This window comes from Chitinophaga sp. SYP-B3965 (genome assembly GCF_009647655.1).
Taxonomy (GTDB): domain Bacteria; phylum Bacteroidota; class Bacteroidia; order Chitinophagales; family Chitinophagaceae; genus Chitinophaga.
The window spans coordinates 149,327-167,780 of the sequence record NZ_WJFD01000005.1; the positions used below are offsets into that span (position 1 = coordinate 149,327).

An 18,454-nucleotide genomic window follows, 5' to 3' on the forward strand; every position below is an offset into this window, starting at 1 on the left:
CATTATTTTAGCCCCTTATACCAACGATCTGAATATGAGAATTTCATTATTCCCGGCGTTTTTATGCTTGCTCATCACTTCCGCAGCCTGGGCACAACCAGACCGCTGGCAGCAACGGGTGAAGTATAAAATGGACGTACGGATGGATGTACAGACCCAACGCCTGACCGGGAAACAACGGCTGGAATACACAAACAATTCCCCGGACACTTTATTCCGGGTGTTCTACCATTTGCAATGGAATGCTTTTCAACCCGGCAGTATGATGGATGTTCGTAGTCGCGAGCTGGGGAAAAACCCTATAGGCAAAGATGCCAAAGGAAACGACAAGTACGACTGGGATGCAAGGGTAACAGATCGTATCTCCAAGCTGAAGCCGGACGAGATCGGGTATCAGAAAGTAATTTCCCTGAAGCGTGATGGCCACCAGCAGGTGTACCGTACAGAGGAAACCATCCTGGTAGTGGAACTGGATAAACCCATCCTGCCCAAAAGCAGTACGGTGTTTGAAATGGAGTTTGAAGCACAGGTGCCCATACAGATCCGCCGGAGCGGAAGGAATAACAAGGAAGGGATCGATTATTCCATGGCGCAGTGGTACCCTAAATTATGTGAGTACGATGCAGAAGGATGGCACCCTACTCCCTACATTGCCCGTGAATTCTACGGCGTATGGGGAGACTTTGAAGTGAACATCACCATGGATAAAAAATATGTGATCGCTGCCACCGGTTATCTGCAGAATGCCAATACCATCGGTTATGGTTACGAAGCGAAAGGGGTGAAAGTGGTACAGCCAGCCGGTAATACACTTACCTGGAAATTCCTGGCGCCGAACGTATTTGATTTCGTTTGGGCCGCAGACCGGGATTATAAACACATCACCAAAGAAATAGACGGCTTCACGGCGCATTTCTTCTACCAGGAAAATGATACCACGCGTCAGACCTGGCCGCAGCTGGCTGAAATGATCCCTGCTGCCTATGCTTATATTAAAAAGCATTACGGTGCTTATGGTTACAAACAATATTCTTTTATCCAGGGTGGAGACGGCGGCATGGAATATCCCATGGCCACACTCATCATGGGTAATGGTAAAATGAGTGGATTGTATGGCGTGGCCATGCACGAATGGATGCACAGCTGGTACCAATGTATGCTGGGCACTAATGAAAGCCTCTATCCATGGATGGATGAAGGTTTTACTACTTTCGCGGAAGATAATGTGATCGGTAATACACTGGATTCCCTCAAGGGCCGCTGGCACCATGCGGATTCCTACCGCGGTTATTTTGCGCTGGTAAGCAGTCCTTATGAAGAACCGATGAGCACTCACTCTGATCATTATAACACCAATTACGGTTACAGTACTACTGCCTATTTAAAGGGCGCCGTGTTCCTGGAACAACTGGGATATGTAATTGGAGCAGCTAACAGAGATGCAGGGCTTTTACGTTACTATAAAGACTGGCGCTTCAAACACCCCAATGCCCATGATTTTATCCGGGAGATGGAAAAGGAAAGCGGTATTCAGCTGGACTGGTACCTGCAATACTTCATGAACAGCACCAAACACATCGATTATGGGCTGGATAGTATTTATGAAGCAAATGGCAAAACAACGATCCGCCTCCGCCGTGTTGAGGACTTCCCAATGCCCATCGACCTACAGGTAGAATTTGCAGATGGCAGAAAGGAAATGCATTACATCCCTTTAACGCTGATGTTTGCCAACAAGCCTAATGAAGATCCTGCCATCCGGCAGATCGTACACGATGGCTGGAAATGGACGCATCCCACTTATACCTTCACGCTGGATGTACCACTGAGCCAGCTGAAAAGTATTGAGATAGATCCCAGCCAGCGAATGGCGGATATAGAACGAAGGAATAATAAAGCAACTGCCAGATAAAAAAAGGGCTGTCTCTGAGAACGAGACAGCCTTTTTTTATTATGTTAAATAGATTTTGCAGATCGGCCATGGTTGCTTCATCCTAGCTTCATCCTTGCTTCATGTTGCACGCCAGAGCGGGTTTAAGCTACTTTGAAGCTAGGATGAAGCAAGGATTATCAAACTCCTTCAAAGTATTTCCGGGCAACTTCCTCCCCAAGGGCTACCATTTTCTTCATGGCAGGAGGATCAAAAGTTAACCCACCCGGACCACCGCCCAATGGTTTCTCCGGCCTGATAATATGTAATTTCAGGTCTGTTTTCCCCAGGAAGGGATTGTCAAAAGGAATATCAAAGAAAGCCTCTATTTCCTTCGGCTTCAAACCCGCTTCTTTCATTTTTGCTTTTACCGCTTTGAGGTATTGCAGGCTCCTGTTCACATACTTCGGCATCTTCAGATCATTCACGGCAACATCCATCGTAAACCAATCCAGTGTTTGCTGCAGGATCTCAAAGGGGCTTTTAAAATGATGATCATCCACCTCCGGTGTTTCCGGTGTAAGCAGGATGGCGTATACTTCCGTAGCGCCGTTATCAATAGCCAGTTCAATGGGTGCGTATTCCCGCAGGCCGCCATCTACATACTGCCATCTTTCTTTTTCTATCACCTGGTAAGGCGGCATGAAAACAGGCTGGCAGGAGGATGCAAACATCGCACGGCGTAATTCGCTGCTGTTCTGCACACGGATCACATCGTAATCAGAAGAGGTCATGGGCAGATCACTATTCGTGAAATACACGATCCTGCCGGATTGCAGGCATACCGTTGTGAGGTACACTTCCTTTTTACTTTGCAGTAATGCTTCGTAATGTGCTTCCGTAAAAGTTTCTTTAATGAGCAGGGCTAAGGGCTGCGCATCAAAGAGTGAATAGGAATCTTTGCCGGCAAAGCGGTTGATCACATTACCGGTAATGATCACATCGCTGGTGATATGGGTGGTATATAATTTCTCCAGCAGGTTGATTTCTCCTATTGCAGCCATGGGTGCTATGAGGGAGCCTGTGCTGGTACCACAGATGGTATCGAAAGTTATCTTGGGTGTAGCGGCCATGTATTTTAGCACGCCTACGGCAAATGCTCCTTTAGAGCCACCGCCGCTGATCACCAATGCAGTTTTGGGCATGAGTGTGGGGTTTAAAGGTTATAGAACGGGTGGAGGAGCAATCTTTTTTCTGAACAGGTTAACGCCGATAGCACCCTGGAACCACCAGTTGTTCAGCATATAATCCCGGTGGGCTTTAATAGAGAGCGTAGCCATCGTGCCGATCTCTACAGCAAGGCCACCACCAACCAGGCGCTGATCTTTTGTGCCCCAGAGATGTTCTGCTACCAGTTGCACATTGAACACGGAGCTTTCTATCACCTTGGGTCCATCTGATAATAGCAGCGAAAGCCGTCCGCCGCCAATACCATAAATGCGTTTGTTGGTGAAGGCACCGCCACCGGTAACACCGAGGCGCAGCCGGCCGGGTATCACAGCTATCTGCGGAGAAAATGCAAGGGAAGCGAGATACAGATCAGGGCTGCTGTTAAGTGCCGTCACTGCACCCTGGCTTAGTTCCAACGGAAAGATCCATCCTTTCGGAAATTCACTTTGTGCAAAATTTCTCAGAGGATAGCCGCATAACAGGAACAGTAAAATGAAGAGCCATTTACTTTTCATGGAATTAACTATTTGCAGGAGGCAGCAAGCGTAGTTAGTTTTTTGGGGATGCCTGAGGCCTGCCTGTGATGAAGAATTGGGGTTGCTCTATAAATATACTAAATAAACAGGTCTTTGGAAAACGGGAAATATTATTATAGATTCGTTCATTATACTATACCTATCCCTAAACATGAAAGAAATATTAGCTAAGGCAAAGGATACCACGTTCTATTATATTGGTGAAAACACACAGAAGATTGATCTGCTGGCGGGCATTTTTGATGCAGGGTATGATACAGATACCATGGAAAATGCACAGGTCATGTTAAATGATCTCCATTCTTTACCTGATGTGATCTTCTGTGAGTCCGGTTTCAGTTTTGCAGCCATCAGTCATTTCTTCGAATTCCTCCACAATCATCCTGTTTTATCTGCTATTCCATTTGTATTAGACGCCGATGGTTTATCGGAAGAACAAATTGATGCATGCAGGAAAAAACGTGTGGTAGATGAGATCATTAATTTGGACCAAAAAGATCTGTTGAAGAAAGTGAATTTCTTAAAGAAAACTAAAACGTACATAACAGAGCCCGTAAGAATAAGAAAGGAAAATCCTATCGGGCATGTTGCCAAAAGAGCATTCGATATTATAGTGTCGCTTGTGCTATTGATAGCACTCTTACCTTTATTATTAGTCATTGCCCTGATCATACGGATTGAATCCCATGGCCCTGTTCTGTACGCCTCCAAAAGAGCAGGTAAAGCGTATAAGATCTTCCGGTTTTATAAGTTCAGAACAATGGTGGTACATGCAGATAAAAGTATCGATGTATTGAAACAGCTTAACCAATATGATGGGGTAGGACCTGTTTTTCACAAAGTGAATAATGATCCCCGTGTAACAAGGATCGGCGCCTTTTTAAGGAATACGAGCATGGATGAATTACCGCAGCTCTTCAATGTGTTATTAGGAGATATGTCATTAGTAGGCAATCGCCCATTACCATTATACGAAGCCAATACATTAACTACGGACAGCTGGTGCACGCGGTTCCTGGCACCGGCCGGCCTTACCGGTTTATGGCAAATTAAAAAAAGAGGCGAAGCCGAAATGAGCGTGGAAGAAAGGATCAACCTGGATATTGACTATGCACAGAAACAGACTTTCATTTTCGATATGTGGATCATAGCGAATACGCCAACTGCGCTGATCCAAAAGGATAATGTGTAATTATTGTTCCTTTTTACGTGAGCAATGCTTTTTTAGAACAATGCCCTCTCCAGTTGTTCCGCCCAGGGCTGATCTGGTTTTTCTCTTACCTGTAATGTATGCAGGTGGTGGTGATTATGATACGCTGTAAAATACAGGCACTCCCGCACGGTGATCTTTCCCAGTAATGGATGCGGCACCTGGTATTTATCCAGTTCTTCCTCAGACCATTTATCCAGCTGAGTGATCAATTTTTCCCGCTGTGCATTCATCTGCTGCTGTAATATCTCCCGCTGATTGGCTTCTGTAACCGGTGGTATATAAGGCCGGGTGGTTACACCACCTCTGCCGAGTACGGTAACGTACGCTTCTTTCATCTGCTCATAAGAGCGGGACCTGGAAGCGGGTTTGCCAAAAAAGCGTAAGAAGAATTTAGGCAGTCCCAGTGCTGTATTCACCGGCTTTGCGCTGCGGATCAGGTGGTCCAGCTGCTGGCCGGCGGACCATTTACCATCCGGCGAAACGACAAAGCGATGATTGGAAAGGGTATCTATAAAAGTAGAGAAGTCGGTGAAACTGGTGTTCAATAAGGTCTTTATAGCTTGCTTGTTCATATGGTCCCGTTTTTTCGTCTTTGAAAGATCATTCTAATACTTCACAATGAAAGCCCTGCTGTTTCACGAAATCAATGATGTGATGTTCTTCTACTTTAAGGTCAACTATGCGCAGCACTTTATCACAATCCTCAATATCTATGTGGCAGGAGCCCACATCAAAGTTATTACAAATTGCCTTTATTACGAGATTTCGTTCCCGGTACGTGGCTACATTGGTTTTGAAAATACCGATCATAGCGCTGGTGTTTGTAAGCAGTTGCATATTGCCAGGTTAAAGAATACTGTAGTCTGATATCTAATAACGGATATGGGTATATAAAACGTTACAATTGTTCTTTTGTTTCATGCGGAAAGTCTTCTTTTGGTGCATTTCCGCCCCAACGGCCACCCATGCAGCGCTCGAAACTGTTCTTTACGCGTTCTTTCTCTTCCGGGCTCATATGCTGCATTTTAGCTTTCATCCTTTCCTTCCATCTCCTCTTTTTTTCATGACCAGGGCCTCCTTTGGGGAACCCGAAAAGGATCTTGGAGAGCAGGATCAATCCCCAGGCCTGCCAGAAAGTGATCACCGGGCCGTTAAAGAGCGTAGGGATCAGCCAGTTCCAGAGGTACATGGTACCATATCCTAAGGCGATCAAAAAAGCTGCTCCGAGTACGATGCATCCTGCTATTTTCCAGCCAATATATCTTTTCATTGTAGTGAGTTTAGTCGTTCAGTAATTCTTTATATAATGCTGCCAGTTTTTCCCGCAGGTACAATACTGCGTAACGTTTACGGGAAAGGAGCGTGTTTACGGATATGCCTGTTTCAGCGGAGATCTCTTTGAAGGACCGGCCTTCCACTTCATGTTGCAGGAATACGTAACGCTGTTCTTCCGGTAATTCGTCCGTAGCCTCCGTGATGGCCTCTGCGATGATCTTGCGCAGTAAGGGTTCATCCGTTTGTGCGGCGGTATCCGGCAGGATGTCTGAGAGGTATAAGGGGCCGTCTCCCTCCACAGATGGCAATGCAGTATCAGAAAACCTGTCTTCTTTCTTTTTCCTGAACCAGTCTGTTATTCTATTTCTGGTAACTGCAAACAGCCATCCGGTGAGTGAGTTTATATCTGAGCCGACGCGCAGGTATTGGGTGAATTGGAACAGCACATCCTGCAGGATATCTTCCGCATCTGCCACATTATCCACCCGTTTCCGGATGAAATGCAGCAGCCGCTGGCGTTCTTTTTCCACCGTTTGCTTTATGCGCTCGTTTTGTTCCGATGCCATTGATTGTTGTATGGAAAGCCCCTCATTCATCTTATTTAGGTAGACGAACAACAGCAGGGCATATTGTAAATATGCAGATTATTTTTAGGGTTTTCTTAAAATCAGTTGATTTTCAAGGGGATTAACGTACAGCTATCACATATTTTTCCTGGAAATACTCCTCCGGGAAGATCTTATAGATATTCACCATTTTGGGCCTGCTGCCACTTTCTGATACTTCCTGGGCCAGGTCGCCGCCCTTCAGGCAGATGAGCCCGGAAGGTTTGTCCTCAGATGCTCCTTTGCGGATCAGGGGTTTGCTCCAGTGCAGCAGGTCCTTGAGGGGAGCTACCGCCCGGGACACCACCAGGTCGAACTTACGGTTCTTTACTTCCTCCGCGCGGGAATGGGCGGTGGTTACATTCGTCAGGTTCAGGGCTTCCGCAACAGCTTCCACCACTTTTATCTTTTTACCGATAGAGTCTACCAGGTGAAACTTTACTTCAGGAAAGAAAATAGCGAGGGGAATACCGGGGAAACCTCCGCCGGTGCCAAGGTCCAGCACCTGCAAGCCATCCGGCAGTTCCGTTACGGCCGCTATAGCCAGGGAATGCAGGATGTGCTTTTCGTAGAGGGCGTCAATATCCTTGCGGGATATGACGTTGATCTTTTCATTCCACTCTTTGTATAAAGGAGCCAGCGCCTGGAACTGATCCATTTGCTTTGGCGTAAAATCAGAAAAGTATTTCAGTATGATCTCCATCGCTTATTTCCACTTGCTCTTGCCTTTTTTGAAGAACAAAGCGGGCGTAAAGATAACGTAATATAGGAACATGAGGATGTCCATCAGCCAGCTGTAAATGAACAGGTCCTTTTCATCCAGCTTCCGCAGGGCAAAGAAGGTGATCACAGACTGGATCAGGAATTTTGCACCAATAATATATAAGGAGATCTCCCGCAGGGGTGGATAGAACAATGCTGCCACCATAGCCGGGTAGAAAACGAAATGCGAAAGGGAGAACAGCCCCAGCAGCAATTTATGGCCAAAGCGGTAATGTTTACCGGTGCTCATATGCCGGGTTTTCTGATTGAACCAGTGTTTCCACCTTGTTTTAGGTTCTGAATAGGCAAAGGCGTGTTTATTGATCACCACCCCTACATTTTTACCAGTGGCCGCCTTGTTCACAAACAGGTCATCATCTCCTGAAGCCAGGTGCTGATGAGAAGTGAAACCTTTATGCCGGAAGAACAGTTCTTTCTTATAAGCCAGGTTGCGGCCTACCCCCATGTAAGGAATGCCGTTCAAAGCATAGGAGAGGTATTGCAGCGCGCTGAAGAAAGTTTCGTACCGGATCACTTTATTCAGGAAGCCGGACTTTTTATAATAAGGCCCGTAGCCCAATACTATTTCTTTTCCTTCCTCAAAACCCTGGCCCATCATAGACAGCCAGTAGGTGCTGCCCGGTTTGCAATCTGCATCCGTGAGCACCAGCGTGTCGTGTTTGGCACCCTTGATACCAATGGAGAGCGGATATTTTTTGCCGGGGATGAATTGAGCCGCCTGTTTGATCTCAATATGGCGGTAATGTGGATAACCATTCTCAATAGAAGCCAGGTAATACTTGGAATCATCCTCTGAATTGTCGTTCACCACGATAACTTCATAGGCTGGTTCCGCGTGCTCATGATACCGCTGCTGCAATACAGCAGGGAGGTTCTTTGGAAGGCTCCGCTCTTCATTCTTGGCACAGATGATCACGGAGAGTTGCTCCTGTGGCGGAAGTTCTTCTTCGAACCTGCGATTATAAAAGGCTACCCGGGAAAAGAAGATGAGGTAATAGAGAACCTGAACACCTGCCGCCGAGGCAAAAATATAAAAGATGATAATCCCGAGATTGTCCGACATAGACAGCAAAAATATAAGATTTTTATTATCTATATAAGTTTGTGGAAAAATTACCTCCCCAATATTCAATACCTTTGCCCCCTTAAAAACATCTTCGTTTTGAATTTTGAGTTAACAAAGACAGATCCTTCCGGCGCAAGGGCAGGTAGCATTACCACAGATCATGGCACCATCCAAACGCCCATATTCATGCCTGTAGGGACGGTAGGCAGTGTAAAAGCTGTTACCCAGGAGCAATTGCGCAACGATATCAATGCCCAGATCATCCTGGGCAATACTTATCATTTATACCTCCGGCCAGGTTTGGACGTGCTGAAACAGGCCGGCGGTTTACATAAATTTAATGGTTGGGAGCGCCCTTTGCTGACTGACAGCGGGGGATACCAGGTGTTTTCCCTGGCTGCCAACCGCAAGATCAAGGAAGAAGGTTGTCTTTTTCAAAGCCATATAGACGGGAGCCGGCATCTTTTTACGCCGGAGAATGTGATGGACATCCAGCGGGTGATCGGCGCAGATATCATCATGGCTTTTGATGAATGCCCTCCTTACCCCAGCGAGTACCAATACGCCAAACGCAGTATGGAACTTACCCACCGCTGGCTGGACAGGTGTATCAAACGCCTCGGCGAAACCCAACCGGAATATGGTCATGAGCAAACGCTGTTCCCTATTGTACAGGGAAGTACTTATAAGGACCTGCGGAAGATCTCTGCAGAAGCCATCGCTTCCCGCAATTGTGCCGGGAACGCCATTGGCGGCCTGAGTGTGGGAGAACCGGAAGCGGAGATGTATGAAATGTGCGGACTGGTTACCGAGATCCTGCCCAAAGAAAAACCCCGTTACCTGATGGGGGTAGGCACGCCCTGGAACATCCTCCAGAACATTGAACTGGGTATTGATATGTTCGACTGTGTGATGCCCACCCGCAATGGCCGGAACGGGATGTTGTTCACCTGGCAGGGTGTGGTGAATATCCGGAATAAGAAGTGGGCCACGGATTTCAGCCAGCTGGATGCAGAAAACCCCTGTTTTGCCAGTCAGAACTATTCCAAAGCTTACGTGCGGCATTTGTTTATTGCCGGGGAGATCCTGGGCATGACCTTAGCCAGTATCCATAACCTCTGTTTTTACCTGGAACTGGTAAAAGCGGCGAGGGAACAGATCCTGCAGGGAACTTACGGCGCATGGAAGACTAAAATGATCCCGCAACTGAAGACCCGGCTGTAAGCACAATGTTAAAATTGTACATCATAGCATAAAATTGCATATTTGATGCAGAAGGATCGCTAGCTTTGGAGCGCTAAAGCCTGTCCGCAAAAATTATATGAAGAAGATAGACTGGTACATATTACGCAAGTTCATCGGCACCTTTATTTACTCGCTGATGATCCTGCTGGTGATCTCGGTAGTGATAGACATCACGGAAAAGATAGATGACTTCATGACGCACGACCTTTCTTTCGGGTTTGTAGTCATGAACTACTACATCGGGTTCATTCCGCATATCGCTGCCCTGTTGTTCCCCCTGTTCATTTTTATCTCCGTGATCTTCTTCACGTCTAAACTGGCCTATAAAACAGAGATCGTTGCCATCCTCAGCTCAGGCGTGAGTTTCCGCCGGTTCCTGCGTCCTTACTGGGTAGGGGCCATCCTCTTTGGGGGCATCCTCTGGGTAGCCAATCAATGGATAGTACCTAATGCCAACCGCATCCGTACCACTTTTGAAAATAAATACGTTAGCGCTCCTGCCAATTCAGAAGCTCTGCGGGATAAGACCCTGCGGGTAGACAGCAATACCTATATCTCTTTCGGCTATTACGATCCCAATTTCAAAAACGGTTCAGACTTTACGCTGAAGCGGGTGGACGGGCAGAAAGTGATCTATAATATGCGGGCAGAAAGAGTGACCTGGGATTCCGTTGGCAGGAAATGGAAGCTGGAATTTGCCTCGGAGCGCACCATAGACGGACTGAAAGAAAAACTGACATTCAAGAACGATACCACTATTAAGATCCCGTTGTTACCCTCGGAATTAATAGAGGAAAAGAACAAACAGGAAGCCATGACCACCCCGGAACTGAACCGTTTCCTGAAACGGGAGGAGCTCAGGGGCGCGGAAGGTCTGAACACTTATTACGTGGAAAAATACCGCAGGACCTCTGCCGCAGTAGCGGTGGTGATCCTGGTGCTGATTGGGGCTATTATTTCCAGCAGAAAGGTGAGAGGAGGGAGCGGTTTGCATTTGGCCATAGGGATCGTGATCAGCGCTACCTATATCCTCTTTATGCAGTTCTCCACGGTATTTGCCACCAAAGCTAACCTGGACCCCTTACTCGCTGCATGGATACCTAATTTCATCTTCGGGGGGCTGGCCTTATGGCTGTACTTCCGTGCACCGAAATAATTGATACTTTTTACGATTAATCGTTACTTTTGTTCATTGATCGAATTCGTTAATTTTTCTAAATAATTGAGGAAAAATGAGTTATATAAAAGAGAAATTCAAGGCTAAGGCAGACGAGCTGAACACAGAGGTTAAGGATCTGCTGAAGAATCATGGCACAAAAAAGATTGATGAGGGTGTAACCCTTGCCCAGGCTTACCAGGGTATGCGTGGCGTTACCGGGTTGGTTACAGAAACCTCCCTGCTGGATGCAAATGAAGGTATCCGCTTCCGTGGTTACTCTATTCCGGAACTGCGTGAACAACTGCCAAAAGCAGTGAATGGTGCAGAACCCCTTCCTGAAGGTTTGTTCTACCTGATGCTGATCGGTGAATTGCCTACTGAAGCAGATGTACAGAATATCAGCAGCGTACTGGGCCGCCGCTCTCATGTGCCAAACCATGTGTTTGATGCTATCGAGGCGTTACCTATTTCTGCTCACCCCATGACCATGTTCACCGTTGCGGTAATGGCCCTGCAAACTGAATCTGTATTTGCGAAAGCTTATGCAGATGGCATGAATAAAAAAGATTACTGGAGCTATATGTATGAGGATGCATTGAACCTCATTGCACGTTTGCCCCGTGTTGCGGCTTACATTTACCGCCGCAAATATAAAAATGGCGATCACATCCAACCGGATGGTATGATGGACTGGGCCGGAAACTTCGCTCACATGCTGGGTTATGAAGATGAAGGTTTTAAAGAACTGATGCGTTTGTACATGGTGATCCACGCAGACCACGAAGGTGGTAACGTGAGCGCACACACTACACACCTTGTTGGTTCTTCCCTGAGTGATGCCTACCTTTCTTTCGCTGCCGGCATGAACGGTCTGGCGGGTCCTTTACATGGCCTCGCTAACCAGGAAGTGATCAAATGGATCCTCGCTATGCGCGAAGAACTGGGTGGTGGTGTTCCCACTAAAGAACAGATCGAAGCATACGTGAAGAAAACACTGGCAGACGGTAAAGTTGTACCGGGTTATGGCCACGCTGTTCTCCGCAAAACAGATCCGCGCTTCACTGCACAAATGGAATTTGCCAAGAATCACATCCCTGATGATGAACTGGTGAAGATCGTTTGGATGGTATACGAAACTGTTCCGCCGATCCTGAAAGACCTGGGCAAAGTGAAAAATCCATGGCCTAACGTGGATGCTCACTCCGGCGCATTGCTGCTGCACTACGGTTTGGTGGAATATGAATTCTACACTGTACTCTTCGGCGTATCCCGCGCACTGGGCGTTTTAGCCTCTCTCTGCTGGGATCGTGCACTGGGCCTCTCCCTGGAAAGACCTAAATCCGTTACTTCTGAATGGATGAAACTTTTCGTGGAAGGTAAAGTAGAAGCTATCGCAGAATAATTCAATTAAGATAAGCATACTTAAAAAAGGTAAATAGCCATCCGGCTGTTTGCCTTTTTTTATTAAAATGCCGTACTTCGTGCATCATACATGAACCTGATCTCTTCCATATTATCCAATCCGATAGAATACCTCAAAGGGGTGGGACCCCAGCGGGGAGAACTGTTGCGTAAAGAGATCGGTTTACACACCTTCCGCGACCTGCTGGAATATTATCCTTTCCGGTATGTGGACAGAACGAAAGTAGACAAGATCGCGCACCTCAGCGGGATGGAAGATTTTGTGCAGATCCGCGGCCGCATCGTGTACATGGAAGTGATGGGAGAGAAACGTTCCAAAAGATTAGTGGCCACATTACAGGATGAAACGGGAAGGATAGACCTTGTATGGTTCCAGGGCTGGCAGTGGATGGAAAAATCATTGCGGCAGAATGTAGTGTACCTTGTTTTTGGCAGGCTCACACAGTTCAACAGTACACTGCAGATGGCCCATCCTGAAATGGACCTGGTAACAGAAGAAACTGCCACCGGCAAACAACACCTGGAGCCGGTGTATTACACCACAGAAAAGCTAAAAGTAAAAGGCCTAACGGCAAAGGCTATCGGAAAACTCTCGAAGAACCTGCTGGAACAATTATCGCTGGCAGAGATCAGGGAGAATATTCCCGCGCCGGTATTGCAGGTTTTCCGCCTCATGCCACGGGCACAGGCCTTTTTTAAGATCCATTTACCCGCTTCAGAAGAAGAAGCGAAACAGGCGCAAAGACGCCTGAAATTTGAAGAGCTTTTCCTGGCGCAGATCAGGATCTTGCGCCTCAAGATCCGGCGGCACCAGCAGAGCCATGGATTTGTGTTCAATGCCGTGGGGGAGGTTTTCAATAATTTCTATAACGATCACCTGCCTTTCCCTTTAACAGGCGCACAAAAACGCGTGCTGAAAGAGATCCGCAAGGATACCGTTACCGGCCGGCAAATGAACCGTTTGCTGCAGGGGGATGTGGGTAGCGGTAAAACCATGGTAGCTCTGCTTTCCTTGCTGATAGCCATCGATAATGGTTTCCAGGGATGTTTGATGGCGCCTACGGAGATCCTGGCGCAACAGCATTACAACGGACTTTCCGAACTGCTGAAAGACATGCCGGTAAAAGTGGCCCTGCTTACCGGGAACGTGAAAGGCAAGGCCCGGAAAACCATCCTCGCAGAAACCATAGAAGGAACGATCCATATTCTCATAGGTACTCACGCCTTACTGGAAAATGAAGTGAAGTTTAAACATCTTGGCATGGCCATTGTGGATGAACAACACAGGTTTGGTGTGGCACAACGTGCGCGGTTATGGGAAAAGAACAATACCCCGCCGCACATCCTGGTGATGACGGCCACGCCTATTCCCCGTACATTGGCCATGACGGTGTACGGCGATCTGGATGTTTCCATCATTGATGAAATGCCGCCGGGCCGAAAGCCTATTACCACGGTACACTATACGGAATTCCAACGGCCGCGGGTGATGGATTTTATCAAAGAGGAAGTGCAGAAAGGGCGGCAGGCCTATATCGTGTATCCGCTGATTGAAGAGTCCGCCAACATGGATTATGAAAATGTAACGAAAGGATACGAAGAAGTAAAAGCCTTCTTCCCGGAACCTAAATATTACATCAGTATGGTGCATGGGCGCCTGCCACAAGCGCAGAAAGAAACAAATATGCAACGTTTTGTTTCCGGAGATACACAGATCATGGTGGCTACTACTGTAATTGAGGTAGGAGTAAATGTGCCCAATGCTTCTGTGATGGTGATAGAAAGTACAGAACGTTTCGGACTGTCTCAATTGCACCAGCTGAGAGGCCGGGTAGGCCGGGGAGCGGAACAAAGTTTTTGTATCCTCATGACTGGCAATAAATTAGGAAAGGATTCACAGGAAAGGGTAAAGGTAATGGTGCAAACAAACGATGGATTTGTGATCTCGGAAAAAGACATGGAACTGAGAGGCCCCGGCGATATGGAAGGAACCCGCCAGAGCGGCCTGCTGGACCTGAAACTGGCTGATATTGTACAGGACAGAGCTATCCTTGCGGCCGCAAGGGAATGTGCAGAAAAGATCCTGGTAGAAGACCCCGAATTAGAACTGCCTGAGAATAAGCCACTTTCAGATTATTTGGCCACACAACGGTCAAAATCTGCGTGGAGTAAAATATCTTAATCACTTTTACGTTGATGTTTTGGACTGGTTGGCAGGGATGGTTGATACCGAATAAGTTGCTTGCCCTAACCTTCGTGTACCGTCACCTGCCAGCCGCCAACCAATTCCTTTTCCCCGTAACAAATTGACGTCTCTATCCGTTTTAATAAGTATATTAGTTATAACACAGACAATCTTAAATTGGAACCGCTTTGAAATCTACTCGCCCTGTCGGCATTTTTAGTGTATTGCAAGTCTGGATACTGGTTATGGTTGGTTTACCTGGGATCGCACAGGAGCATACGCACACCAGCAATACTTCTCCCATTGAATTTGTGGAGAACAAGGGGCAGTGGGAGGGAGACTTTCAGTACAGGGCGGCTTTAGGGAATGTGAGTGTTTTCACCAAAAAGAACGGCTTCCGTTTCCTGCTCCTTCACAAGGATGATATGAGCAAACTGGAATCTTCCAAACATGGCCAGGTAAGTGATCCTAACAAACCGCCCATCTATTATCCCAAATCCGGCGATGCTGCAAAAGATAATCCCAACTTAACAATCGGTAAACCCGGTAGTGGCGGTGGTGGATATGTGCCCGGCCAGGTAAGAGGGCATTCATACGATCTTGAATTCCTGAATTCATCTCCCAACCCGGAGATCATTCCCACCAAACCCACACAGGAGCATATCTCGTATTTCATAGGCAATGAGCCCTCTAAATGGAAATCAGACATTGGAGCATATACCAATTTGCTGTATAAAGATCTATACCAGGGAATTGACCTCCAGGTTTATTCAGAAAGCGGCCAGATGAAGTACGACCTTATTGTACATCCCGGCAGCGACCCTGACAAAATACAATTTGCCTACACCGGCGCTACGGCACTGACCTTGAAAAAAGGTAACCTGCATGTGCAAACATCTGTAGGGGAAACCATTGAACTCATGCCTTTTGCGTATCAGTATATTGACAATCAGCGGAAATCCGTGAACGTACAGTATCAGCTGAAAGGCAAACAGGTATCTTTCAAAGTGTCCGGTAAATATGATAATCAATATCCGCTTGTAATAGACCCCACGATCGTATTTGCCACTTTATCCGGTTCCCGGGCTGATAACTGGGGCTTTACTGCTACGTACGATGCGCAGGGTAATTTCTACGGTGGCGGTATCGCATTTGATGTAGGTTACCCCGTGTCTCCCGGTTCTTACGATAATTCTTTTAACGGGAAGGCGTTTGACATGGCTATTACCAAATTCAACCCGCAAGGTTCCCGCATTGTTTATTCTACTTACATCGGCGGTGCAGGGGAAGATCAGCCGCATAGTCTTTTCGTAGACGCACAGGGTAACCTCGTGATCTCCGGAAGGTCCAATGCTGCTAATTATCCCGTTACAACAACAGTAGGCCCGCAGGGTGGTTTTGATATTGTGGTCACCAAATTAAATGCGAACGGTTCCGCCCTCATCGGGTCCATGCGTATTGGCGGCAGCTCAAACGATGGCGCTAATATGACGGCCAGTAAAGGCAGCGGTACAGATGTGCTGTTACGGAATTATGGAGATGATGCGCGCAGTGAGGTAGTAGTAGATGGCGGCGGCAATATTTATGTAGCCAGTTCCACACAGTCCAGCAACTTCCCCGCCACACCGGGAACATTCCAGGCCACCTATGGCGGTGGCCGCCAGGATGGGGTGCTTCTTAAAATAGATCCTACCTGCAACACCCTGCTTTGGGGCAGCTTCATCGGCGGCAGCGCAGAAGATGCAGCTTATGTAATAGCCGTAAACGGAACAAGCGGTGTGTATGTGGCAGGAGGAACTGCCAGTTCCAATTTCCCTGCCCGTGGTGGCGCTGTATATCCTACCTACAGAGGTGGCGCCTGCGATGGTTATATCACCCATGTTTCTGCAGACGGCACCAGCATCCTGCAATCTACTTTCATGGGTTCTGATAACGGAAGGGCAGACCAGGTGTATGGTATTCAGCTGGACAGGAATGGAGATGTATATGTAATGGGAACAACAGAAGGTACCTGGCCGGTGCTTCAACCAACAGGCACAGCTACTTTCTACAACGATAATTCAAAACAGTTCATCACGAAATTAAGGCCGGACCTTTCCGCGCTGATCTACTCCACTACTTTCGGAAAGGCTGCACCGCAACCGAGTTTATCGCCGGTGGCTTTCCTGGTAGACAGGTGTCAGAATGTTTATGTATCCGGTTGGGGTGGTTTGCTGAACAGCGGCAGTCATTTTTCCAACTCCGGCACTGCCGGCCTGCGCGTTACGCCGGATGCACGCAAACCCACAACAGACAACAGTGATTTCTACTTCTTCGTCATGAAGCGGGATGCTACAGATATCCTCTACGGATCTTTCTATGGCGGTAACGGATTACTGGAACATGTGGATGGTGGTACCAGCCGCTTTGATCAGAACGGTGTGATCTACCAGGCTATCTGCGCGGCCTGCCCGCAGGAAGACAGGAGGTTACGTTTCCCCACCACGCCGGGCGCTTATAATACCGGCATTCCCGATGGTTGCAACCTGGGATCTTTGAAGATCGCCTTTAACCTGGATGGGGTGAGGGCAGGGTTCACCACGCAGGAAAGGAAAAAGAATTACTGCGTTCCTTCCACCATTACTTTTATTGACACTACACTTATTCCTGCACAAACCTGGACATGGAATTTTGGAGATGGTACACCAGATGTTACCAACACCAGCACTTCCATGACGCATACTTACACCGTGATCGGTGATTACCGCGTGCGGCTGATCAAGTTTGATCCGGGAAGTTGTAATGTGTACGATACAGCGTATCTGGATCTCCGTATCCGCGCAGATCAGGCTGCGGTTGGTTTCACTGAAACACGCCTGCCGCCTTGTACTGCACTGAGATATGAATTTGTGAATACCTCCACGCCTCCGGCTGGCAAACCTTTTACGAATACATCTTTCAGGTGGGATTTTGGAGATGGTACGCCACCCGTAGTAACCGGTACCGCCACGCAACAACATTCGTATGCCAGCGAAGGCGTGTATAACGTAACGCTTACACTCGTTGATACGAACTATTGTAATGCACCGGAAGTGGTCACGCACCAATTGCGTGTGGCCGCCAACGTAGTAGCTGCCTTTGCTGTGCCGGACAGTGCCTGCGCACCTTTCCTCGCACACTTTGATAACATCTCCAAAGGTGGTGTTACCTTCCAGTGGGATTTCGGAGACGGCAGTACTTCCACAGATATCTACCCGGACCATCTCTATACAACACCAGGCAGGTATCCTGTAACGCTGATCGCGAATGATCCTAACACCTGTAACCTGACGGATGATACGACAGTGTTCATCACGATCATGCCAGGCCCAACGGCAGCATTCTCTTTCCAGCCTAACAAACCGCAGGAAAATACGCCTACTATGTTCACCAATGAATCTACTGGTGCTGTGCATTACTGGTGGGATTTTGGAGATGGCAGTACTTCTACAGAAGTGAATCCTACTTACCAGTACGTTAAAACAGGTACGTATGATGTATGCCTGATCGCATCCACCGAATTCGGTTGCCAGGATACGGTTTGCCAGACGGTAAGCGCTATTGTGAATCCTTTGTATGATGTACCTACTGCTTTCTCTCCGAATGGGGATGGCATCAACGATGTGTGGGAGATCAAAGGATTTGGCGTAAGCAAATATGATATGAAGGTATTTAACCGCTGGGGTCAGTTAATGTTCCACTCAACTTCTCAGAAACAGGGATGGGATGGGCGTTTTAACGGAACTATTCAGCCGATGGATGCATATGCTTTTGTACTCAATATAGAGTTCTCAGATGGCGTTAAAGCCAGCAAAACGGGTAATGTAACATTGTTAAGATAGAAGAT

At 47.5% G+C, this 18,454-nt stretch carries 15 protein-coding genes; 7 read left to right on the forward strand and 8 right to left on the reverse strand.

The window, feature by feature from the left end:
• The first annotated feature begins 34 nt into the window (after positions 1 to 34).
• Positions 35 to 1,912: a M1 family metallopeptidase gene (locus GFS24_RS23880; RefSeq protein WP_153664027.1), complete on the forward strand. Its 1,878-nt coding sequence runs from the start codon at positions 35 to 37 to the stop codon at positions 1,910 to 1,912.
• A gap of 158 nt (positions 1,913 to 2,070) precedes the next feature.
• On the opposite strand, the gene GFS24_RS23885 is transcribed toward GFS24_RS23880, so the two are convergent.
• The gene (locus tag GFS24_RS23885) at positions 2,071 to 3,075 is read right to left on the reverse strand and encodes a patatin-like phospholipase family protein (RefSeq protein WP_153664029.1); all 1,005 of its coding nucleotides are present in this window, start codon (positions 3,073 to 3,075) and stop codon (positions 2,071 to 2,073) included.
• 18 nt (positions 3,076 to 3,093) lie between these two features.
• Positions 3,094 to 3,615, reverse strand: coding sequence for a hypothetical protein (locus tag GFS24_RS23890; protein ID WP_153664031.1), 522 nt, complete (start codon positions 3,613 to 3,615; stop codon positions 3,094 to 3,096).
• A gap of 172 nt (positions 3,616 to 3,787) precedes the next feature.
• Between GFS24_RS23890 and GFS24_RS23895 the strand changes: the two genes are divergently transcribed.
• Positions 3,788 to 4,828, forward strand: coding sequence for a sugar transferase (locus GFS24_RS23895; RefSeq protein ID WP_153664033.1), 1,041 nt, complete (start codon positions 3,788 to 3,790; stop codon positions 4,826 to 4,828).
• Between the two features lie 32 nt (positions 4,829 to 4,860).
• Here the strand turns inward: GFS24_RS23895 and GFS24_RS23900 are convergent, their stop codons facing one another.
• The 6 genes from GFS24_RS23900 to GFS24_RS23925 form a co-directional block, all read right to left on the reverse strand.
• On the reverse strand, positions 4,861 to 5,421 hold the full coding sequence (locus GFS24_RS23900) for a DinB family protein (RefSeq protein ID WP_153664035.1): 561 nt from the start codon (positions 5,419 to 5,421) through the stop codon (positions 4,861 to 4,863).
• A gap of 28 nt (positions 5,422 to 5,449) precedes the next feature.
• Positions 5,450 to 5,686 (reverse strand): hypothetical protein, encoded by a 237-nt coding sequence (locus GFS24_RS23905; RefSeq protein WP_234979686.1) that lies wholly within the window; start codon positions 5,684 to 5,686, stop codon positions 5,450 to 5,452.
• Between the two features lie 61 nt (positions 5,687 to 5,747).
• A complete protein-coding gene (locus GFS24_RS23910) occupies positions 5,748 to 6,119 on the reverse strand; it encodes a hypothetical protein (RefSeq protein ID WP_216647519.1) in 372 nt (123 codons plus the stop codon).
• A gap of 10 nt (positions 6,120 to 6,129) precedes the next feature.
• On the reverse strand, positions 6,130 to 6,690 hold the full coding sequence (locus tag GFS24_RS23915) for an RNA polymerase sigma factor (protein WP_153664037.1): 561 nt from the start codon (positions 6,688 to 6,690) through the stop codon (positions 6,130 to 6,132).
• A gap of 121 nt (positions 6,691 to 6,811) precedes the next feature.
• Positions 6,812 to 7,432: a 16S rRNA (guanine(527)-N(7))-methyltransferase RsmG gene (gene rsmG, locus GFS24_RS23920; protein ID WP_153664039.1), complete on the reverse strand. Its 621-nt coding sequence runs from the start codon at positions 7,430 to 7,432 to the stop codon at positions 6,812 to 6,814.
• 3 nt (positions 7,433 to 7,435) lie between these two features.
• Entirely contained in the window at positions 7,436 to 8,575 is a 1,140-nt protein-coding gene (locus GFS24_RS23925) for a glycosyltransferase (RefSeq protein WP_153664041.1), read from the reverse strand.
• A 99-nt stretch (positions 8,576 to 8,674) separates the two neighbouring features.
• Here GFS24_RS23925 and tgt point away from each other — a divergent pair, with 99 nt between their 5' ends.
• From tgt to GFS24_RS23950, 5 genes are all read left to right on the forward strand, one after another.
• Positions 8,675 to 9,802 carry a tRNA guanosine(34) transglycosylase Tgt gene (tgt, locus tag GFS24_RS23930; RefSeq protein WP_153664043.1) on the forward strand — a complete coding sequence of 376 codons (1,128 nt, stop codon included), beginning with the start codon at positions 8,675 to 8,677 and terminating at the stop codon, positions 9,800 to 9,802.
• A 97-nt stretch (positions 9,803 to 9,899) separates the two neighbouring features.
• Positions 9,900 to 10,979 carry an LptF/LptG family permease gene (locus GFS24_RS23935; RefSeq protein WP_153664045.1) on the forward strand — a complete coding sequence of 360 codons (1,080 nt, stop codon included), beginning with the start codon at positions 9,900 to 9,902 and terminating at the stop codon, positions 10,977 to 10,979.
• Between the two features lie 76 nt (positions 10,980 to 11,055).
• On the forward strand, positions 11,056 to 12,384 hold the full coding sequence (locus tag GFS24_RS23940; protein WP_153664047.1) for a citrate (Si)-synthase, eukaryotic: 1,329 nt from the start codon (positions 11,056 to 11,058) through the stop codon (positions 12,382 to 12,384).
• A gap of 90 nt (positions 12,385 to 12,474) precedes the next feature.
• Positions 12,475 to 14,586: an ATP-dependent DNA helicase RecG gene (gene recG, locus GFS24_RS23945; protein ID WP_153664049.1), complete on the forward strand. Its 2,112-nt coding sequence runs from the start codon at positions 12,475 to 12,477 to the stop codon at positions 14,584 to 14,586.
• Between the two features lie 191 nt (positions 14,587 to 14,777).
• Entirely contained in the window at positions 14,778 to 18,449 is a 3,672-nt protein-coding gene (locus GFS24_RS23950) for a PKD domain-containing protein (protein WP_153664051.1), read from the forward strand.
• Positions 18,450 to 18,454: the final 5 nt, after the last annotated feature.